Source organism: Cereibacter sp. Soil_C_27, from assembly GCF_057657095.1.
On sequence record NZ_JBDGJD010000004.1, the window covers coordinates 235,173 to 256,251 of the forward strand.

Consider the following 21,079-nt stretch of genomic DNA (forward strand, 5'->3'; position numbering starts at 1 on the left):
TCCATGCACCTGAACACCCGGCACCCCGGTCTCGACGACGGCCCCTCGCGGCTTCGCTCCGCGCTGGAGCATCCTGCCGATTGGGCGCTGTTTCTCGACATCGACGGCACGCTGGTGGATATCGCGGCCGAGCCGCATGCCGTTCAGGTGGAAACGGGCCTTGCCAATCATCTGCTCCGGCTGGCCGGACGGCTCGACGGCGCACTGGCGCTGGTGACCGGGCGACGCGTCGACTGGATCGACGCGCATTTCGGCCCGCACCTCTTCCCCGCCGCCGGTCTGCACGGGGTGGAGCGCCGCCGCGCCGCAGGCGATCTCGACCGCGCCGCCGTGACGCCCGGCCTCACCGCCGTGCGCAACGACCTCGCCCGCCGCACCGCCCAGATGTCCGGCGTCGTGCTCGAGGACAAGGGCCCCGCCGTCGCCCTCCACTTCCGTCAGGCGCCCGAGCGCGAGCAGGCGGTGCGCGACATGATGGCCATGGCGCAGAAGGTCATGGGCAAGGGCTGGACCCTGCAGCACGGCAAGATGGTGATCGAGCTGCGCCCCTCCAATGCCGACAAGGGCTCGGCGCTGAAAGCCTTCATGGCCGAACCCCCCTTCAAGGGCCGCCGCCCAATCGCCATCGGCGATGACGTCACCGACGAGGCGATGTTCAAGGTGGTCAACGCCCAGGGCGGCCTCTCCGTCCGCATCTGCGAGACCGAGGCCCCCACCGATGCCGTGGCGCAGATCGCCAGCCCGCAGAACCTGCGCGCCCTGATCCGCGAGCTTTCGGCATGACCCGGCTCGTCGTCGTCTCGAACCGCGTCCCGCTGCCCGACGAAAACGGCAACCCTCCCCCCGGCGGCCTCGCCGTCGCCGTCCATGCCGCCCTGCGCGAGAGCGGCGGCATCTGGATGGGCTGGTCCGGCAAGACCACCGGCGAGGAGGAACCGACCGGCCTCACCACCCTCGAGCATGGCAAGATCAGCTATGTGCTGACCGATCTCACCCAGGCCGACCTCGACGAATATTACAACGGCTTCGCCAACCGCGTGCTCTGGCCGATCTTCCACTGCCGCCTCGACCTCGCCGAATACGCGCGGCAGGAAATGGCAGGGTACTTCCGCGTCAACCGCCTGTTCGCCGAGCGTCTGGTGCCGATGCTGGAGCCCGACGACGTGATCTGGGTGCATGACTACCACCTGATCCCGCTCGCCGCCGAGCTGCGCAAGCGCGGGGTGAAGAACCGGATCGGCTTCTTCCTGCATATCCCTTGGCCGCCCGCCGACATCCTGACGGCGCTGCCGGTCTACGAGATCATCATGCGCGATCTGGCCGAATACGACCTCGCCGGCTTCCAGACCGATTACGATCTCGACAATTTCGTCGGCTGCCTGCGCCGCGAGAAATGGGGCGACCGCACCGGCAAGACCGCGATCCACGCCTTCGGCCATGATTTCGCCGCCGGCGCCTATCCCATCGGCATCGAGACCGCCGAATTCGCCCGGCTGGCGGAAAAGGCCGGCGAAGCCTCGATGGTCGGCGAGATGGAGCAGAGCCTGAACGGCAGCGCGCTGATGATCGGCGTCGACCGGCTCGATTATTCCAAGGGCATCTCGCACCGGATCGACGCCTTCGAGCGCTTCCTGACCCGCAATCCCGACATGGCGGGCAAGCTGACGCTCCTGCAGGTCGCGCCGCATTCGCGCTCCGATGTGAAGGAATATCTCGACATGCAGGCGCAGGTCGAGGCGCATTGCGGCCGGGTGAACGGCGCGCATGGCACGATCGACTGGGTGCCGATCCGCTATGTGAACCAATCCTTGACCCGCCCGGTGCTCTCGGGGCTCTACCGGCTGGCCAAGGTCGGTCTGGTGACGCCGCTGCGTGACGGCATGAACCTCGTCGCCAAGGAATATGTCGCCTCGCAAGACCCCGAGGATCCCGGCGTTCTGGTGCTGTCGCGCTTTGCCGGGGCCGCGCGCGAGCTCGACGGCGCCGTGTTCATCAACCCCTACGACACCGATCAGACCGCCGCCGCGATCGGTCGTGCGCTGGCCATGCCGCTCGACGAGCGGATGGCGCGCTGGAACCGGATGATGGAGCATCTGCTGAAGAACGATGTCGGCCACTGGTGCCGCAGCTTCCTCGACGATCTGTCCGAGGCACCGCTGCACGCGTCGCTGACAGCCTGATCCCTGCAGGCGCGCCGCTCAGCGCGCCTGTCCCTGCCCGTTCAGCGGAAAACGGATCTCGCAGTCGGCGCCGTCCGGCCCGAAGGACAGCCGCGCCTCGCCCGCAAGCATGTAGGCAATGCTCTTCTCGATCGTCTCCGATCCAAAGCCGCGCCGCTCCGGCGCGTCCTCGATCGGCACGCCGCTTTCCTTCCAGGTCAGGCGCAGATGCGTCCCCTCGCCCACGACCGACCAGCTGACATCCAGCCGCCCGTCCGGCTGAGCAAAGGCCCCGTATTTGCCCGCATTGGTCGCAAGCTCGTGGAAAGCCATTGCCAGCGCCTGCGCCGCGCCACCGGTCAGGTCGATCTCGGGCCCGCTCAGCGTCACCCGGTCCAGATCTTCCATGCCATGCGCTTGCAGCTCCTGCCGCAGCACCTCTTCCAGCCCGATGGAGCCGTCCATCCCCCGCGTCAGCAGATCCTGCGTGCGGCCCAGCGCCTGCAGCCGCGCCTCGAATGCCTGCGAGAAATCCGCCAGCGTCCCGCTCGACCGCCGGGTGCGCCGCGCAAGCGAACGGATGTTCAGCAACAGGTTCCGCACCCGATGCTGCAGCTCGCCCAGCAGAAGCTCGCTCCGCTCCACCGCCTTCTTCAGCGCCGCCTCGGTCTCAAGCCGGTCGATGGCCGCCGCCAGCAGGTTGGCGTAGTTCTGCAGGAAGGTCGCGTCGTCATCGTCGAAGTCATGCGGCGTCCGCGAATCCACCTCCAGCACGCCCCAAGCGCGATGCTCGCCCCGGATCACCACATTGACCATGCTGCGGACGTGATGCTCCTGCATGAAGGCCGGAATCTCGAAACGCTGCTCCGCCCCCACATCGGGCGAGAGGGCCGGGCGGTCCGTCTGCATGGCATAGCCCGCGGGGGACAGCTCATGCGCGCCGATCATCTCATGCCCGACGACACCCGGATGCCAGCCGATCCCGGCGCGCACCAGCAGGCTGTCGCCCCCCGGCATCAGTTCCAGCACCTTGACCAGTTCCGCCCCCAGCGAGGTGGCGACCGTCTGGCAGGCATCCTCCAGCAGTCGGTCCAGATCCTGCGTGCGCAGGGACTGCGTGCCGAACGAGGCGAGGGCCGCCGTCTGCCGTTTCAGTCTCTGGATCTCTTCGAGCATCCCACCTCTTCCTCTGCCCTGCCTGCCCGTCAGGGTCAGAAGCTGCCCGCAAGCTCGCGGACTTCGGTCTGATGCTTCACCAGCCCATCCATCGCCTGCCCGGCGAAATCGCGCAGCGCCCCGGGGGCGCCCTCGGCGGCAAAGCCCTGAAACAGCGTCACCGCCTCGTCATGGGCGCGGGCTTGGGCCATCACATAGGTATCGTCGAACTGCTCGGCGCTGCTTTTCTTCAGCGTCTCCACATCGGCCAGATGCCGCTGCGACATGCCTGCCGCCGGGGCGACCTGATCGGCCTTCGCCGCCTCGATCAGCGCGGCCGTGGCATCGGTCTGATCCGCCACCACCGACTCGGCAAAGGCGCGGACCTCTTCGGTCTGCGAGCGTTCCAGAGCGATCTCGCTCGTGATGATGCCATACATGGCCGAAGACAGGGCCATGTCGGAAAAGACTTGCGGGTCGTCGATGACGACCAGCGGCGTCTCGCGCGGCTGAGCCACGGCCGTGGTGGCCAGCGGCGTCAGAGCCAGCGCGGCGCCAAGCGCCAGGGTCACGAATTTCATGCGTCCTCCTTGGTCCGACGAAGGTCAACCATCGGAGGAGGTCATGGTTCCGTTTGCCCCCGTCTCCCCTCCGGTCCTCGGCGGGAACCTTCCCCGATCGGGCGGGTTTCGCCCAGGATCAGCCGCTGCGGACCGCCTTTGTCCGGAGGTTGACAGAAGGTTAACGAAAAAGAGGATCCCGTTCCAGATCAACACCTTGCCCCGATTTTCACGCGTGAAACCAAGGAGAGGCCGATGCCCGCCAAATCCAAGGCCCAGCAAAAAGCCGCCGGAGCCGCCCTGTCCGCCAAGCGCGGCGACACGAAGAAGAGCGACCTCAATGGCGCCTCGAAAAGCATGGAGAAATCCATGACCGAATCCGAGCTCGACGAGCTCGCCTCCACCTCACGCAAGGGCAAGCCCGAGCACGCCAGCAAGGACTAGACGGGCGGCTCGGCCGACAGAAACCCGAGCATCCGCCGCTCCTCGGCCCGCAGATCCTGATCCCCGACCGGCTCGACCTGCTCCAGCAGCTCGACCCGCTCGTCGGGGGCCAGCTCCGACAGCGACAGGATGCGCGGGTGGATGTAGGAGGCCTTGCTGATCGTCGGGGTATTCATCAACCGCTCCGCCGCCGCCTCGGCCATCATCTTGGCCGTCAGCTTCCCCTCCGCCGCCCGCGCCACCCCGAAGGCCGCAAGCGACCCGCCCCAGGTCCGGAAGGTCTTGGCCGTCACCTCGGGCACCCCCGTCGCCTCGGCCAGATAGGCGTTGACGTGATGCGAGGCCACCTTGCGGACCTCGCCTTCCTCGGTGACGTAGGTGAAGAGGTTCCGCCCTGGCAGATCGCCGATCTCCTGCAGGATCCGGTGCAGCCGCTTGTCCCGCAGCGTGTGCTGGACCTTCTTGCCGCCTTTCGCCCGGAACGACAGCCGCACCTCGGTCTCGGTCAGCTTCATGTGCCGCGACAGAAGCGTGGTCGCCCCGAAGGTCCGGTTCTCCGAGGCATAGGCCGAAGTCCCCACCCGCAGATAGGTCCGGTCGATCAGCATGGTCAGCGCGGCGAGGCTGAAGGCCAGCTCCCCCGCCTCGGCATGCAGATCCCGCACCACCCGCCGCCGCAGCTTTCCCAGCGCCGCGCCGAAGGGCGCCAGCTGCGAATATTTCGCCTCCGACCGCCACAGCCCCCAATGCGGGTGATAGCGATACTGCTTGCGCCCCCGCGCGTCGAAGCCGGTGGCCTGCAGGTGGCCGTTCTCCTGCAGGCAGATCCAGACCCGCTCGTAAGCGGGCGGGATGCCCAGCTTCTGGATGCGCTGACGCTCGGCCTTGTCGAGCAGCTTGCCGTCCGGGCCGCGGTAGGCAAAACCCTTGCCCGAGCGGCGGCGGCTGATGCCCGGATCGGCGTCGCTGACGTAGATCAGACCCTCCGGCACCAGAGCCTCGCTGCCATCGTCGAGCGTGACCAGCACGTCGGGTCCGTTGTCCTTCACGCCGCATCCTCCCCCAGATCGCCGGATCAACCTGCGGAACGCAGCCGAGTTCCCGGGCGTTGGATCGGGCGCGGGGAAGTGATCGCCGCGCGGTCACGGCCCAGCCTTGTCTCCGGCATCGAAGCGGCCTATCCCGAATACACCGGCCAGAGGCGAAAGGTTTTTCAGACGTGCCGCAGCGTATCTCTCCGACGGCGCCGTTCCGGCACAAGACCTTCCGCTATCTCTGGCTCGCGACGCTGGTCTCGAACTTCGGCGGTCTGGTGCAGGCGGTGGGCGCGGGCTGGATGATGACCACGCTGACCGACTCTCCGGGCCTGATCGCGCTGGTGCAGGCCTCGAACACGCTGCCGATCATGCTGTTCTCGCTGCCCTCCGGCGCACTGGCCGACAGTCTCGACCGGCGCAAGATCATGCTGGTGGCGCAGGGCTTCATGCTGGTCGTCTCGGCGGGGCTCGCCTTCTGCGCCTATGCCGGGCTGCTGACACCGTGGCTTCTCCTCGGCTTCACCTTCCTCATCGGCCTCGGCGTCGCGCTCTACAACCCGTCTTGGCAGGCCTCGATGGGCGACATCGTTCCGCGCGACGACCTGCCCTCGGCGGTGGCGCTGAACAGCATGGGCTTCAACCTGATGCGCAGCGTCGGTCCGGCACTCGGCGGTCTGATCGTGGCCGCCGCCGGGGCGGCCGCGGCCTTCACCCTGAACGCGATGAGCTACATCCCCTTCATCCTGACGCTCGCCCGCTGGAAGCCCGAGATCGCGCCGCGCCGCCTGCCGCGCGAGGCCTTCGGCAGCGCCATCGGCGCCGGGCTGCGCTATGTCGCCATGTCGCCGGTGCTGCTCAAGGTGATGTTCCGCGGCTTCCTCTTCGGTCTGGCGGCGGTCTCGGTGCTGGCGCTCCTTCCGCTGATCGCCCGCGATCTGGTGGGCGGTGGGGCCTTCACCTATGGCGTGCTGCTCGGCGCCTTCGGGGTCGGCGCCATCGGCGGCGCGCTGCTGAACGCCCGGCTGCGCGAGCGGTTCTCCAACGAGTGGATCGTGCGCGGCGCCTTCCTGACCTTCGCGGCGGCGGTCAGCGGGTTGTCGGTCAGTCAGTCGCTCTGGATCAGCGCGGCGGTGCTTCTGCCCGCCGGAGCCTCATGGGTGCTGGCGCTTTCCCTGTTCAACGTCTCGGTGCAGCTGTCGACGCCGCGCTGGGTCGTCGGCCGGGCGCTGGCGCTCTACCAGACCGCGACCTTCGGCGGGATGGCAGGCGGCAGCTTCCTCTGGGGGCAGGTGGCCGAGATCTCCGGCCCCAGCGAGGCGCTGCTGTTGTCAGCGGCGGTGCTGGTGGTGGGGGCCTTGGCGGGGCTGAAGCTGGCGCTGCCCGCTTTCGGCACCGCCAACCTCGATCCGCTGAACCGCTTCAACGAGCCGACGCTCAGGCTCGACCTGCGGGCCCGCAGCGGTCCCATTCAGGTCATGGTGGATTACGTCATCCCGCAGGAGAACATCCCAGCCTTTCTCGCCACCATGGCCGACCGCCGCCGCATCCGAATCCGCGACGGCGCCCGGCAATGGGCGCTGCTGCGCGATCTGGAGCAACCCGACATCTGGGTCGAAAGCTATCACGTCGCGACCTGGGCCGAGTATCTGCGCCACCACGAGCGGCGGACCAAGGCGGATGCCGAGGTCACCGACCGGCTGATGGAACTGCACCAGGGGCCGGAGAAGCCCCGGGTGCATCGGATGATCGAGCGTCAGACGGTGCCCTTGTTCGACGACATGCCGCTGAAGCCCCATCCCGACATTCCGTGATCAGCCCATCCGCTCCGACGCATGGCCGCCGGGGCTCGCCGGGAAGACCACCGTCTTGTTGCCGTTCAGGAAGACGCGGTGGTGGATATGCGCGTGGATCGCGCGCGACAGCACCCCCGCCTCGACGTCGCGGCCAAGGCTGACGTAGTCGTCGGGGCTCTGCGCATGGGTGATGCGGACGGTGTCCTGCTCGATGATCGGGCCCTCGTCCAGATCGGCGGTGACGTAATGCGCCGTCGCTCCGATCAGCTTCACCCCGCGCTGATAGGCCTGCTTGTAGGGGTTGGCGCCCTTGAAGGACGGCAGGAAGGAGTGGTGGATGTTGATGATCCGCCCCGACATCTTCTGGCAGAAGGCATCCGACAGCACCTGCATGTAGCGCGCCAGCACCACCAGTTCCGTCCCGCTCTCCTCGACCAGCGACAAGAGCCGGGCCTCGGCCTCGGGCTTGTTCTCCTTGGTGACGCGGATGTGGTGGAAGGGGATGTCATGGTTCACCACGACCTTCTGGTAGGTCATGTGGTTCGACACCACCCCGACGATGTCGATCGGCAGCGCGCCGATGCGCCAGCGGTAGAGCAGGTCGTTCAGGCAGTGGCCGAAGTTCGACACCATCAGCAGAACCTTGATCTTCTGCGCCTGGTCGAACATCTGCCATTCCATGTCGAAGGGCGTGGCGATGGCGGCGAAGCCTTCGGTCAGGGCCTCCAGCGTCGTCCCGGTCTCGGGGCGGAAGCCGACGCGCATGAAGAAGTTGCCGGTCTCCAGATCGTCGAACTGAGCCGAGTCGGTGATGTTGCAGCCGTTCTCCGCCAGATAGCTGGCGATGGCCGCGACGATCCCGCGGCGGGAGGGGCAGGTGACGGTCAGGACGAACTGCGGCATGAGGTTCCTCGGAAAGCAAAGGGCATGGGTTCCGGCTATCGTGCCGGAGGCCCTGCGGCACATCACAAAGCGACGGTCAGATGGCGATTTCAGACATTGGCCAGAGTGTCGGGCCTTCGCGCCCGGTCACAGGGCGCGAATTGCCGCTGGCGATCAGCGTTTGCCGTAGTAGAGCCCGACGACATGCTCGGCCTCGGCGAAGAACAGCCAGCGCTGCACGAAGGCGCCGGTCAGATGCAGCAGCACCGCGAGGCCGATGGTCAGCGGCGAGGGCCAGAGCGTGAGCGGCGCGGGCAGGACGGCGGCGAAGAGCACCGCGATGACCCGCAGCTTTTGCGCATGCTTGCGGCCGACGACATGGATCATCTCGCGCATCAGGTAGTTGCCGCCGGTATGCGGCTGCTCGAAGACCCGGGGGCTGCCGATGCTGCCGAGTCCGGTGGCGGTGCTTAAGGTGGAGCCGCAGGCGGCGAAACGCAGGTCGCCGACGCGGAAGCCCCGGACGAGGGCGATGCCGAGGGCGAGGCAGCAGAGCAGGGCGAACCAGCCGGTCCCGGCGAGGATCGCGCCGCCGGTGAGCGAGAAGAGGCCGTAGGTCAGAGGCACCGAAAAATGGTTCCAGCGCGGCACGGTCTTCAGCTGGGCGTAGAGCATCGAGGTGCAGAAGATCGTCAGCGCCGAAAGCGCGGCACCGATGAGGCCGAGCAGCGGCACGTCGAAGCCCAGCCAGTCGCCCAAGGCGCAGGGGGCCAGCAGCAGCAGCGCCGCGACCGAGGTCCAGGCCTCGCGCGACAGCCAGCTTGTGCGCCATTGGGTGAAGGCCAACAGCGCGCGCTGCGGATTGCCTAAGTGCGCGGTGGAGGCGGTCAGCCCGCCGGCGGCCAGCGCATAGCCGAGGCCCCAGAGCCAGAAGGCGGGCCAGCCCTCGGGGTCGGCGATGCCCAGACCGAGGAAGGCGAGGAAGCCGAAGCCGAGCCCCGAAAGCACGGTGAAGACGATGACGGAGGGAGCAGGATGCATTCAGATCCGCTCCAGCAGCTTGTCGAGCCAGCCGGCAAAGCCGGTCGCCTTGATGTCGAGCAGCGGCGCCAGCAGCGAGGCCTCCTGCGGGCGGTCCTTCTTGCGCGGCGGCAGGTAGCGGTTCACCGGCTTGGTGCCCTGCTCGGGCATCAGCTCAAAGCCGCCGCGCTCCGCCACCAGACGGCTCACCTTGCTGTCCGGGTCGCCCAGATCGCCGAAATGCCGCGCGCCGGTCGGGCAGGTGCGGACGCAGGCGGGCTGGCGGTCGATCTCGGGCAGGTTCTCGTTGTAGATCCGGTCGACGCAGAGGGTGCATTTCTTCATCACCCCCGCCGTCTCCTCCATCTCACGCGCGCCATAGGGGCAGGCCCAGGCGCAGAGGCCGCAGCCGATGCAGGCATCCTCGTTCACCAGCACGATGCCGTCCTCCCGGCGCTTGTAGCTGGCGCCGGTCGGGCAGACGGTGACGCAGGGGGCATCCTCACAATGCAGGCAGGAGCGCGGGAAGTTGACGATCTGCGCCGGACCGGCCTCGGGCTGCACCTCGTAGGAATGCACCCGGTTCAGGAAGACCCCCGAAGGCTCCGCGCCATAGGCATCCTGATCGGTTAGGGCCGCGCCATAGCCCTGATCGTTCCAGCCCTTGCAGGCGGTGACGCAGGCATGGCAGCCGACGCAGGTGTCGAGGTCGATCACCAGACCCAGCTTCTTGTCGGTGGTGGCGGGCAATTGGGTCATGTCGTCTCCAGAGGCGAGCCGAGCACGCCGAATTGCGGCAGCGAGGCCTCGTGCCGGGCCACCTTCTCGATCCGCACGCGCAGGTCGAACCACGCCGCCTGCCCGGTGATCGGGTCGGAATTCGACCAGCGTTGGCCGTCGCCCTTCTCGGGCAGCAGTTCCGAGATCAGGTGGTTGAGCAGGAAGCCCTCGGTCGCCTCGGGCGCGTCGGCGTCGAGCGCCCAAGCCCCCTTGCGCTTGCCGATGGCGTTCCAGGTCCAGACGGTGTTCTCGTTCAGCGCCGCCATATGCGCGACGGGCACCACGATGCTGCCGGTGGGCGAGGTCACCCGCGCCCAGTCGCCTTCGGTGAAACCGTTTTCTACCCAGACCTTCGTCGGAACATAGAGCGCGTTCTTGCCGTGAATCTGCCGCAGCCAGGCGTTCTGCGAGCCCCAGGAATGATACATCGCCATCGGCCGCTGGGTCAGCGCATGCAGCGGATAGCCCTCGACATCGCCGAGCGGCGCATACCAGAGCGGCAGCGGCGACATGGTCTCCTTGATGCGGGCGCGCAGCCGGTCGGGTGGCTGCGGGAAGCCGTGCCCCTCGGCGGCAAGCTGGAAGCGGCGCAGGGGCTCGCTGTAGATCGAGAAGAGATAGGGCTGCGGCGTGTCGTAGAAGCCGGTCTCCACCGCCCAGTCCTGATAGGCGGCGTTCCACGGCTTGTAGAAGGCGGCCTCCTCCGGCACATGCGCCTGAAAAAATCCGCCATTGGCGATATAGGCGTCGATCTGCCCCGGGTTGGGCGCGCCGCGCCCCACCTCGCTGCCATTGCCGCGAAAGCCCATCAGCGGCCCGACCCCCGGCCTGCGCTGATGGCTGACGAGGTAATCGGCGTAATCGGCATAGAGCGGCGCACCCTCGGGCGTGACGAACCCCGGCAGGCCCAGCCGCGCGCCCAGATCGATCAGCACCGACTGGAAGCCGCGCACGTCGCGGTCCGGCTCCACCACCGGCCAGCGGATCGCATCGCCCGCCGCCCCCGGTTCGGAGATCGGGCGGTCCAGGAGGCTGATGCAGTCGTGCCGCTCCAGATAGGTGGTGTCGGGCAGGATCAGATCGGCATAGGCCACCATTTCCGAGGCATAGGCGTCGGAATAGATGATCCGCGGGATAACATATTCCCCGTCCTTCTCCTCCGTCAGCATCTCCATCACGGCGGCGGTGTTCATCGAGGAGTTCCACGCCATGTTCGCCATGTAGAGAAACAGCGTGTCGATCCGGTAGGGATCGCCGGCATGGGCATTGGGGATGACCATATGCATCATCCCATGCGCCGAGAGCGGGTTCTCCCAGGAAAACGCCTTGTCGATCCGCGCCGGGCTGCCGTCGGGCAGCAGCGCCAGCTGTTCCGGGCCACGCGGATAGCCCAGATGCGGGCCGGAAAGCGGCTTGCCCGGAACGGAGACGAAATGCGGCGTCGGATGCGCCTCCACAGGCTTGGGATAGGGCGGCTTCAGCCGGTAGCCGCCGGGCGTTTCCACCGTGCCGAGCAGGATCTGCAGCAGATGCAGCGCCCGCGCGGTCTGGAAGCCGTTGGAATGGGCCGAGATGCCGCGCATCGCGTGAAAGCTGACCGGGCGGCCGATCATCGTCTCGTGCCGGTCGCCGCGGAAGTCGGTCCAGGGCTGAGCGATCTCGATCGCCTCGTCGAAGGCCACCCGCGCCAGATCCGCCGCCAGGGCGCGGATGCGCGGCGCCGGGATGCCGACGCGGTCGGCCACCGCCTCGGGGGCGTGCTCCGGCGCAAGATAGGTCTCGGCCATCTGCTGGAATACCGTCCGGTGCCCCTGCCAGACCGCGCCCAGATCGGGCTGCACCCCCTTGGCGTCCCAGGGGGCGGGCTGGCCGCTGCGGCGGTCGATGACGAAAGGCTGGCTTTCGGCATTCTTCAGGATCAGGCCCTTCTCCGGCCCCTCGGTCGCGTTCACCAGGAGCGAGGCATTGGTGAACTTGGCCAGATAGTCGAGATCGACCTTCCCCGCCTCCAGAAGGCAATGGATCAGCGACAGGATCAGCAGGCCATCCGTCCCCGGGGTGATGCCCAGCCAGTCGTCGGCCACCGCGTTGTAGCCGGTGCGAATCGGGTTCACCCCGATCACCCGGGCGCCGCGCGCCTTCAGCTTGCCCAGACCGATCTTGATCGGGTTGCTGTCATGGTCCTCGGCCACGCCGAAGATCACGAAGAGCTTCGTGCGCTCCCAGTCGGGCTGGCCGAACTCCCAGAAGGCACCGCCGATGGTGTAGATCCCCGCCGCCGCCATGTTGACCGAGCAGAAGCCGCCATGCGCGGCATAGTTCGGCGTGCCGAAGGCCTGCGCCCAGAGGCCGGTCAGGCTCTGGCTCTGGTCGCGGCCGGTGAAGAAGGCGAGCTTCTCGGGCGCCGTCTCGCGCAAGGGCTTCATCCAGGAAACCGCCAGCGCCAGCGCCTCGTCCCAGGAGATCTCCTCGAAGGCCCCCGAGCCGCGCGGCCCGACCCGGCGCAGCGGCGCGCGCAGGCGGGAGGGCGCGGTGATCTGCTTGATCCCGGCGGCCCCCTTGGCGCAGAGCACGCCCTTGTTCACCGGATGGTCGCGGTTGCCCTCGATGTAGCTCACCTTGCCGGAGGTCAGGTGCACGTTGATGCCGCAGCGGCAGGCGCACATGTAGCAGGTGGTCTTGCGGATCTCGTCCGAGACGGGCGGCGAGGTGTCGAAGACGGGCTGGCGGATCATGCGGTCCTCGTGGCTTCTGTCAGGATATGGCGGGCCTCGGCGGCGATGCGCGCCTCTTCGCGCGCCGGGACGATCCAGGCCGCGACGCGCGACCCCTTGGCATGCAGCCGCGGGCCCGCCGGATCGGCCCCCTCGACCTCGACCCCGGCCCAGTTCAGCCCCACGAGGATCTGCCGGCGAAGCTGAATATCATTTTCACCAATGCCGCCGGTAAAGGCAACCGCGTCGAGCCCCTGCATCGCTGCGATCATCGACCCGGCATGGCGCAGCACCCAGTAGCGGAAATGCCGGATGGCGAATTCCGCCGCCTCCGTCCCCGCAGCCTGCAGCGCCCGCATGTCCGAGGCGCCGCCGAGGCCCAGCAACCCGCTCTCGCGGTTGAGGATCCGCGCCGCCTCGTCGATGCCATGCAGCTCGGCCAGCCGCAGCACCGCGTTGCCGTCGATGCTGCCGCTGCGCGTGCCCATGGTCAGCCCGTCGAGCGGCGAATAGCCCATGGTCGTCGCCACCGACTGCCCGCCCCGGATCGCGCAGAGCGAGGCACCATTGCCCAGATGCAGCGCCAGCAGCCGCTCGGGCAGGGCCGCGCCGCTGATCGCGGGCAGCTGCTCCACCAGCCCGGCATAGGAGATGCCATGGAAGCCGTAGCGCCGGATCTCCTCATGACCCGGCGGCAGGGCATAGCGCAGCGCCTCCTCGGGGTTGCTGGCGTGAAAGGCGGTGTCGAAGCTGGCGAATTGCGGCAGATCCGGCGCCACGGCGCGCAGGGCGCGGATGGCGGCCAGATTGTGCGGGTTGTGCAGCGGGGCCAGCGGGATGCAGGCGACGATCTCGGCCTCGATCTCGGGCGTTACCCGGCAGGACGCGACCAGCCGCCGCCCGCCATGCACCACCCTATGCGCCGCCGCCTGCAGGGTCGGGACCGGATGGCCCAGCTCCTCGAGTGCCGCAAGGCAGAGCGCGATGGCGCCCAGATGGTCCGCCGCCTGCACGGACCGCCGCAGCGGCCCGAGAACCAGCTCCGCCGCGCCGCCGATCTCGGTCACCGCGCCGGAGAGCACCGGCGCCCCATCCCGGAACAGCACCAGCTTGATCGAGGACGAGCCCGCGTTCACCACCAGAAGATCGCCCATCCGCCCCCCTCAGATCACCGATTTCGCCAGACCGGCCAGCGACATCACCGCCAGGAGCCCGATGGCGAAGCGGCGGAAATCCTGAGGCGCGGCGCGCAGGAAGTGCCTCCCGCCGAGCCAGATGCCGAAGACCACCAGAGGCAGCATCCACCCCAGCGCCCAGAGCGTATCGACCGAGATCATCCCTGCCTGCCACATCAGCGGCATCGACCAGAGGTCGAGCAGGGTGAAATAGGCGATCAGCGTGGCGCGGAAGGCGGCGGCCGGGATCGGCTGCGCGGCAAAGAACGCCGCCACCGGCAAGCCGCCCACCGCCGCGCCATTGGCGATGCCCGAAAACACCCCGATCCCGACATGCGGCCCCGCGCCCACCGGACGCAGGAACTGCCAGCCGGTCATCAGCACCGCGCACATTGCCAGCACGTAGAGCGCGATGAAGGCCCGCGCCATGTCGACGCCGACATTGGCCAGCGCAAAGACCCCCAGCGGCACGCCAATCGCCGCCCCCGCCGAGAGCGCGCCGACCCGGCGCCAGTCGACATGACCCCGGATGCCGCGCGCCTGCAGCACCGCGATCAGCCCGTCGCAGAGCAGCACCGCAGGCACCACCAGCACCGGGTTGATCACCAGCCCCGCCGCCGAGACGACCAGAGCGGCAAAGCCGAAGCCGGAATAGCCGCGCACGAAGGCCGCCAGCAGGACCGCCGCCGCCAGAAACAGCGCCGCGCCCGGCGTCAGGTCGAAGGGCATCACGCCCCGGCTTGCCGCCGCATGTCGGACGGGTCGATCCCGGCCACCGCGACCGGCTTCTTCATCGCGTCGCGGCGGAAGGGCTCACCCAGCTCCTGGTTCAGCAGCACCTCGATGAAGGTGGTGACCCCGGCCTTCTGATCGGCCAGCGCCCGGTGCAGCGCCTCGGTCAGATCCTGCATCGAGCTGACCTGCACGCCCTTCAGCCCGCAGGCGGTGGCGATGGCGGCATAGCTGACCTTGGTGTTCAGCTCGGTGCCGACGAAGTTGTCCTCGTACCACAGCGTCGTGTTGCGCTTTTCCGCGCCCCACTGGTAGTTGCGGAAGATCACCATGGTGATCGCCGGCCATTCCTCACGGCCGATGGCGGTCATCTCGTTCATCGAGATGCCGAAGGCCCCGTCGCCGGCAAAGCCCACCACCGGCATGTCCGGCTGGCCGATCTTGGCGCCCATGATCGAGGGCAGGCCATAGCCGCAGGGCCCGAACAGCCCCGGCGCGAGGTATTTCCGGCCCTGCTCGAAGGTCGGGTAGGCGTTGCCGATAGCGCAGTTGTTGCCGATGTCGGAGGAGATGATCGCCTCCTTCGGCAGCGCCTGCTGGATCGCGCGCCAGGCCATGCGCGGGCTCATCTTCTCCGGCTCGCGGGTGCGCGCCCGCTCGTTCCAGGTCGTGCCCGGATCGTCATCCTCGTGATCCATGGATGAGAGCTGCTGCGCCCAGACCGATTTCGTATGCGCGATCATGGCCTTGCGATCCTCGCGCCCGGCGTCGCCCGCCCCGGAGGACAGCCGCGCCAGCACGGCCTCGGCCACCTTCTTCGCATCGCCTACGATCCCCACCGTCACCGGCTTGGTCAGGCCGATCCGATCGGGGTTCAGATCGACCTGGATGATCGCGGCCTCTTTCGGCCAGTAGTCGACGCCGTAGCCCGGCAGCGTCGAGAACGGGTTGAGCCGGGTGCCCAGTGCCAGCACCACATCGGCCCTGGAGATCAGCTCCATCCCCGCCTTCGACCCGTTGTAACCCAGAGGCCCGGCGAACAGCGGGTGGCTGCCCGGGAAGGCGTCGTTGTGCTGGTAGCCGCAGCAGACCGGCGCATCGAGCCGCTCAGCCAGCGCCATCGAGGCCGGGATCGCGCCCGCCAGCACCACGCCCGCGCCGTTCAGGATCACCGGGAACCTGGCCCCCGACAGCAGCTCCGCCGCCCGGGCGATCGCCTCCTCGCCGCCCGAGGGCCGCTCGAATTCCACCACTTTCGGCAGCTCGATGTCGATCACCTGGGTCCAGTAATCGCGCGGCACGTTGATCTGGGCCGGGGCGCTGGCGCGCTTGGCCTTCAGGATCACCCGGTTCAGCACCTCGGCGATCCGGCTTGGGTCGCGCACCTCCTCCTGATAGGCGACCATGTCCTTGAACAGCGCCATCTGCTCGACTTCCTGAAAGCCGCCCTGGCCGATGGTCTTGTTGGCGGCCTGCGGGGTGACCAGCAGAAGCGGCGTGTGGTTCCAGTAGGCGGTCTTCACCGGCGTCACGAAATTGGTGATGCCGGGGCCGTTCTGCGCCACCATCATGCTCATCCGGCCGGTTGCGCGGGTGTAGCCGTCGGCCATCATCCCGGCATTGCACTCATGCGCGCAGTCCCAGAAGGCGATGCCCGCCTTGGGAAACAGGTCCGAGATCGGCATCATCGCCGAGCCGATGATCCCGAAGGCATGCTCGATGCCATGCATCTGCAGCACTTTGACGAAAGCCTCTTCGGTGGTCATCTTCATGGCGGTTCTCCTTGTCCGCGCGCAGTCTAGCCCCGGGCCGCGGGCTGCGGTTAGGGCCAGACCTTCGGCCTACATAGGTCCAGTCTCGGCGATGCCGCGGGCGATCAGCGCGATGCCCTCGGCGATGCGGGCATTGGGGATCGAGGAGAAGGCCAGCCGGTAATGCGTCGAGGGTCCGGCCCCCGGCGCGAAGAACACCCGCCCCGGCTCGATCAGCACCCCCTTGGCCCGCAGCCTGAGCGCAAGTTCGCCGGTATCCACATGGTCCGGCGCCCGCATCCACAGGCTCGACCCGCCGAAGCCGCCCTGTCCGGCGATGGTCAGCCCCTGCTCGCGGATCGCCTCGTCCATCAGGATGCGCCGCCGCTTGTAGGCCGCGCGCATCCGGTTGATCAGCGCGTCGTAATGGCCGAGCGACAGGAAATAAGCCGCCGTGCGCTGGATATGACCCGGCGGATGCCGGAGCACCGTCGCCCTGAGTGCCCGCGCCTCGGTGATGAAGGCCTCTGGGGCGACGATGTAGCCAAGCCTGAGGCCCGGGAACAGCGACTTCGAGAAGGAGCCGACGTAGATCACCCGCCCCTCGCGGTCGAGCGATTTCAGCGAGGGCGAGACGGCCTTGAGAAAGGACATCTCGAACTCGTAATCATCCTCGACGATGACGAAATCCCGCGCCGAGGCCGCCTCCAGCAGGGCGCGGCGCCGCTCCAGAGGCATGGTGGCATTGGTCGGGCAGTGGTGGCTGGCGGTGGTGAAGACCACATCGGCGGCGGGCAACGCGTCGGGCGGCAGGCCGTCCTCGTCGACATCAACGGAGACCACCTCGCAGCCGGTCTGGCGCAGCACGGCGCGCAAGCCGGGATAGCACGGGTTCTCCAGCGCCGCCCGCCGACCCGGGCCGAGCAGCACCTGCCCGGCAAGCCAGAGCGCGTTCTGCGCCCCCATGGTCAGCAGCACCTCGCCCGGGGCGGCGATGATGCCCCGGCGCGGCAGGATGTGGCGCAGGATGTATTCGATCAGCAGCGGGTCGTCGCGTTCGTAATAGTCGCTGGTCAGCGTCTCGAAATCGCGCTTGCCCAGGGCGCGCAGCGCGCAGAGCCGCCAGTTGCGGTGATCGAAGAGCGAGGCATCGGCCTGCCCGTAGATGAAGGGATAGCGATAGCTGCTCCAGTCCTCGGGCTTGGCCAGCCGCTCCTGCGCCGAGAAGCGCCGGCCGGTCAGCCCGGCGTAATCCACCGTGGGTTCGGCGCGGTCGCGGGTCAGCGAGAAATCCGGCTGGCGTGGCGCGGTGTCTGAGACGAAATAGCCCGAACGCCCGCGCGAGGTCAGATAGTCGGAGCTGACGAGCTCGGTATAGGCCAGCGTCACGGTGATCCGGCTGACGCCCAGATGCTGCGCCAGACCGCGGCTTGAAGGCATCCGGTCGCCGGGGCGGTAGCGGCCCGCCAGCACGCCCTCGGCCACCATCTGCCGGATCTGCTGCTGCAGGGTTCCGGCGCCATTCGGGGAGAGGAAAAAACTTTCAGCCGGTATCGCCATTCTGGCCTTATCGTTGCGGGAGTGCTGGACTGTTGTAGTCAGCCCCGGCAGGCAAGGCCAAGCCCAAACTCAGGCCGCCGCCGCCTCCCGCCCGCCGAGCCAGCCGAAACCGCGGGGGGCCTGGGTGACGGGCGCGGGCTCCGTCGCGGCGAGGCGGAAGTAGGAGATCGACTCCTGCAGCACCTCGGCTTGGCCTGAGAGGGAGCTGGCGCCCGACGACAGCTCCTCGGCGGCGCTGGTGTTCTGCTGGGTGACGTGGTCGAGCTGCTGGATCGCCACGTTCACCTGGGCCGCCCCGGTCGCCAGCTCCCGCGAGGAGACCGAGATGGCGGAGACAAGGCCCGCCGTCTCCTCGATGTCGGGCACCAGACCGGCCAGCACGGTGCCTGCATTGGCCGCGGCCTGCACCGTGCTGGTGGAGAGTGCCGCGATCTCGGCGGCGGCGCTCTGGCTGCGCTCGGCCAGCTTGCGCACCTCCGCCGCCACCACCGAGAAGCCGCGCCCGTGGTCGCCCGCCCGCGCGGCCTCGACCGCGGCGTTCAGCGCCAAGAGGTCGGTCTGGCGGGCGATCTCCTGCACCACCGCGATCCGGTTGGCGATGGCATGCATGGCCGAGACCGCCTCGGTCATCGCGCGCCCGGTCTCGCGGGCGCTCTCGGCGGATTTCAACGCAATGCGCTCGGTCTGCGCCGCGTTTTCCGAGCTTTGCCGGATATTCGCCGTCATCTGCTCCACCGCTGCCGAGGCTTCCTCGGTGGCCGAGGCCTGTTCGTTGGCGCCCTGCGACAGCTCCTCCGAGGTGGCGGCGACGCTGGCGCTGCCGGTGCCGACGGTGCCGATGGCGTGGCTGACTTTGCCCACCACCTCGCGCAGCTTGAGGATCATCGCGTTGGAGGCTGCCAGCATCTCGGCGATCTCGTCGGAGCCGCGCACCTCGGCGGTGGTGCCGAGATCGCCGGCCGCGACGCCGCGCGTCAGCGAGATCGCCCGGCGCATCCCATGCGAGATCGACAGCGTGATCCAGCTGGCGCTGCCGAGCCCGATCAGCACCGCCACCGCCACCATTCCCAGCACCAACCGCACCGACTCGTCCGAGTCCTGCTCGGCCCTGCTGGCGACCGCGCCCAGATCGGCCAGCCCGCGCTCCCTGACCTGATCGAGCAGCACGACCCTCTGCGCCACCCAGCCGACATAGTCGGGGTCGAGCAGCGCCTGCAACGCGGCCTCTGCCCGGCCGGCGGCGGCATGGTCGAAGACCGCGCGGTTGGTCGCCATGGTCAGCTGCCAGAGCCGCTCGTATTCCGCGAGGATTTCCCGCTCGGCGGGGCCGACCTGCTGCACCAGCGCGTCGAAGATCCTGCGCGCCTCCGCCGAGGAGGCCTTTCGCTGAGCCATCATCTCGGCCTTGCGGGCGGGATCGGTGGTCATCAGGTAGTTGCGGGTCGTCAGCTGCATGCGCAGCTGTTCGCTGTTCAGCCGCTCGCCCAGCAGGATGGCCGGGAACTGGTCATGCACCAGCGCGTGGATGCGGTCATTCGATTGCTCCAGCGCGTGGATGTTCTCCCAGATCGCGGCGCCGGCGAGCAGGAAGACGGCGCAGAAGGTCGCCATCAGCTTGAGCTTGATCGTCAGTTTCATGCAGCGTCTCCTGTGCCCCGGGCGCGCCCGCAAACCTCGCGGGATCAGCCTAGGGGCTGCCGGTAAAGGAAGGCTTAGCTGCAAAAACAGGAATGGGCAGGCGCTGCCGCCTGCCCTCCGCGTTCCCTGTCTTCGGCGTCAGCCGAAGACGCGGGTCAGCGCGCGGTCGATCGCATCGGTGATCTGATCGATGTCATCGGCCTTGGAGATCAGCGCCGGCGAGAGGCAGAGCGTGTTGTTGAAGCCCGGCAGGCTTCGGTTGGTCATGCCGATGATGACGCCCTGCTGCATGCAGTCGGCCACCACCGCCGCCACGCGCTTCTCGTCGGCCGGCTCCTTGCTGTCGCGGTCCGAGACCAGCTCGGCGCCGCAGAATAGCCCCTTGCCGCGCACGTCGCCGATGACCTTGTGCTTGTCCTGCAAGGCCTTGAGGTTGTCGATCACCCGCGCGCCCATGGTCAGCGTGTTGTCGAGCAGCCCCTCGTCCTCGATGATCCGCATGTTCTCCAGCGCTGCGGCGGGGCCGGAGGTGCAGCCGCCGAAGGTGGAGATGTCGCGGAAATAGCTCATCGGATCGTTCGGATCGTCCTTGAACATGTCGAACACCGCCTCGGTGGTGACGGTGCAGGAGATCGCCGCATAGCCCGAGGCGACGCCCTTGGCCATGGTGACGAAATCCGGTTTCACCCCGTAGTTCTGGTAGCCGAACCAGACCCCGGTGCGACCGACGCCGCAGACCACCTCGTCGATGTGGATCAGGATGTTGTACTTGGCGCAGATCTCCTGCACCCGCTCCCAGTAGCCGACCGGCGGGGTGATGACGCCGCCGCCCGCCGTCACCGGCTCGAGGCAGATCGCGCCGATCGTGTCGGGGCCCTCGCGCAGGATGACCTCCTCGATCGCATCCGCCGCCCGCTCGCCGTAGTTCTCCACGTCCCACTGCTTGCGGTATTCGAGGCAATGCGGCACCTCGACGAAGCCCGGGGTCAGCGGGCCGTATTGCATCACCCGCTGCGGCTGGCCGCCGGCGGAAAGCGCGGTGATCGTGGTGCCGTGATAGTCGCGCTCGCGGTAGAGGATCTTCGACTTCTTGCCGCCATGGTGCCGGTGCGAGATCTGCCGCACCATCTTGAACACCTTCTCGTTCGCCTCGGAGCCGGAGTTCGAATAATAGACCCGGCTCAGGCCCGGCATCTTCGAGATCAGGCGCTTCGAGAACATCGAGGCCGGGATCGAGCCTGCGGAATGGGCGAAGTAGTTCATCTTGATCAGCTGGTCGCGCACCGCGTTGGCGATGCTCTCGCGGCCGTAGCCCACGTTCACCGTCCAGACGCCGCCCGAGACCGCGTCGAGATGCTCCTTGCCGGTGGCATCCCAGACCCGCATCCCCTTGCCTTCGACGATGATGCGCGGATCGATGGATTCGTATTGTTTGTGCTGGCTGAGATGGTGCCACATATGGGCACGGTCAGCCTCGATGACCTCACTGAGATCGTTGCTCTGCGCCAAGCCTTCCATGGTCCGTCCTTCTCGCGTTGATGAGCTGCCCGAATTTCCGGCGACGGCAGCATGTGACGACCAATCCTTTCCGATTGCAACGGCCCGCCGTAGGGCCAGAGCGTTACGGACGATAAGGCCAGAGCCAGTTTCGCTTTGGTGCGGGGTTTTGCCCGGAGAAC

General features: G+C 68.0%; 17 protein-coding genes. 4 read left to right on the forward strand and 13 right to left on the reverse strand.

Annotated features, from left to right (window positions below):
* Nucleotides 1-3 precede the first annotated feature (3 nt).
* Entirely contained in the window at nt 4-783 is a 780-nt protein-coding gene (otsB, locus tag AC3A5Z_RS15995; RefSeq protein WP_487520323.1) for a trehalose-phosphatase, read from the forward strand.
* Nucleotides 780-2,180 carry an alpha,alpha-trehalose-phosphate synthase (UDP-forming) gene (gene otsA / locus AC3A5Z_RS16000; RefSeq protein ID WP_487520324.1) on the forward strand — a complete coding sequence of 467 codons (1,401 nt, stop codon included), beginning with the start codon at nt 780-782 and terminating at the stop codon, nt 2,178-2,180. Before otsB ends, otsA begins: the two co-directional genes overlap by 4 nt.
* 18 nt (nt 2,181-2,198) lie before the next feature.
* On the opposite strand, the gene AC3A5Z_RS16005 is transcribed toward otsA, so the two are convergent.
* Nucleotides 2,199-3,335, reverse strand: a complete 1,137-nt coding sequence (locus AC3A5Z_RS16005; RefSeq protein WP_487520325.1) for a sensor histidine kinase — start codon at nt 3,333-3,335, stop codon at nt 2,199-2,201.
* 35 nt (nt 3,336-3,370) lie between these two features.
* Complete coding sequence (locus AC3A5Z_RS16010) at nt 3,371-3,895, reverse strand: DUF4142 domain-containing protein (RefSeq protein WP_487520326.1); 525 nt, start codon at nt 3,893-3,895, stop codon at nt 3,371-3,373.
* A gap of 234 nt (nt 3,896-4,129) precedes the next feature.
* On the opposite strand from AC3A5Z_RS16010, the gene AC3A5Z_RS16015 reads away from it, so the two are divergent.
* Nucleotides 4,130-4,318: a DUF3008 family protein gene (locus AC3A5Z_RS16015; RefSeq protein ID WP_487520327.1), complete on the forward strand. Its 189-nt coding sequence runs from the start codon at nt 4,130-4,132 to the stop codon at nt 4,316-4,318.
* Here AC3A5Z_RS16015 and AC3A5Z_RS16020 read toward each other — a convergent pair.
* Nucleotides 4,315-5,367, reverse strand: a complete 1,053-nt coding sequence (locus tag AC3A5Z_RS16020) for a DNA topoisomerase IB (protein WP_487520328.1) — start codon at nt 5,365-5,367, stop codon at nt 4,315-4,317. The two genes, AC3A5Z_RS16015 and AC3A5Z_RS16020, sit on opposite strands and share 4 nt — an antisense overlap.
* 170 nt (nt 5,368-5,537) lie before the next feature.
* On the opposite strand from AC3A5Z_RS16020, the gene AC3A5Z_RS16025 reads away from it, so the two are divergent.
* The gene (locus AC3A5Z_RS16025; protein WP_487520329.1) at nt 5,538-7,166 is read left to right on the forward strand and encodes an MFS transporter; all 1,629 of its coding nucleotides are present in this window, start codon (nt 5,538-5,540) and stop codon (nt 7,164-7,166) included.
* Here the strand turns inward: AC3A5Z_RS16025 and purU are convergent, their stop codons facing one another.
* The 10 genes from purU to tpa all read right to left on the reverse strand — a co-directional run bounded on the left by purU (nt 7,167) and on the right by tpa (nt 20,918).
* Nucleotides 7,167-8,051, reverse strand: coding sequence for a formyltetrahydrofolate deformylase (gene purU / locus AC3A5Z_RS16030; RefSeq protein WP_487520330.1), 885 nt, complete (start codon nt 8,049-8,051; stop codon nt 7,167-7,169).
* Between the two features lie 153 nt (nt 8,052-8,204).
* Nucleotides 8,205-9,071: a dimethyl sulfoxide reductase anchor subunit family protein gene (locus tag AC3A5Z_RS16035; protein ID WP_487520331.1), complete on the reverse strand. Its 867-nt coding sequence runs from the start codon at nt 9,069-9,071 to the stop codon at nt 8,205-8,207.
* Complete coding sequence (locus AC3A5Z_RS16040; RefSeq protein ID WP_487520332.1) at nt 9,072-9,809, reverse strand: 4Fe-4S dicluster domain-containing protein; 738 nt, start codon at nt 9,807-9,809, stop codon at nt 9,072-9,074. It abuts the gene before it with no gap.
* Nucleotides 9,806-12,565, reverse strand: a complete 2,760-nt coding sequence (locus tag AC3A5Z_RS16045) for a molybdopterin oxidoreductase family protein (protein WP_487520333.1) — start codon at nt 12,563-12,565, stop codon at nt 9,806-9,808. The genes AC3A5Z_RS16040 and AC3A5Z_RS16045 overlap by 4 nt, the downstream gene beginning before the upstream one ends.
* Nucleotides 12,562-13,698, reverse strand: coding sequence for an acetate/propionate family kinase (locus tag AC3A5Z_RS16050; protein WP_487520334.1), 1,137 nt, complete (start codon nt 13,696-13,698; stop codon nt 12,562-12,564). The genes AC3A5Z_RS16045 and AC3A5Z_RS16050 overlap by 4 nt, the downstream gene beginning before the upstream one ends.
* A 9-nt stretch (nt 13,699-13,707) precedes the next feature.
* Nucleotides 13,708-14,448: a sulfite exporter TauE/SafE family protein gene (locus AC3A5Z_RS16055; RefSeq protein ID WP_487520335.1), complete on the reverse strand. Its 741-nt coding sequence runs from the start codon at nt 14,446-14,448 to the stop codon at nt 13,708-13,710.
* Nucleotides 14,448-16,223, reverse strand: coding sequence for a sulfoacetaldehyde acetyltransferase (gene xsc / locus AC3A5Z_RS16060; protein ID WP_487520336.1), 1,776 nt, complete (start codon nt 16,221-16,223; stop codon nt 14,448-14,450). Before xsc ends, AC3A5Z_RS16055 begins: the two co-directional genes overlap by 1 nt.
* 69 nt (nt 16,224-16,292) lie before the next feature.
* The gene (gene pdxR, locus AC3A5Z_RS16065) at nt 16,293-17,762 is read right to left on the reverse strand and encodes a MocR-like pyridoxine biosynthesis transcription factor PdxR (protein ID WP_487520337.1); all 1,470 of its coding nucleotides are present in this window, start codon (nt 17,760-17,762) and stop codon (nt 16,293-16,295) included.
* 69 nt (nt 17,763-17,831) lie between these two features.
* Entirely contained in the window at nt 17,832-19,400 is a 1,569-nt protein-coding gene (locus AC3A5Z_RS16070; protein WP_487520338.1) for a methyl-accepting chemotaxis protein, read from the reverse strand.
* Between the two features lie 138 nt (nt 19,401-19,538).
* Nucleotides 19,539-20,918: a hypotaurine--pyruvate aminotransferase Tpa gene (gene tpa / locus AC3A5Z_RS16075; protein WP_487520339.1), complete on the reverse strand. Its 1,380-nt coding sequence runs from the start codon at nt 20,916-20,918 to the stop codon at nt 19,539-19,541.
* Nucleotides 20,919-21,079: the final 161 nt, after the last annotated feature.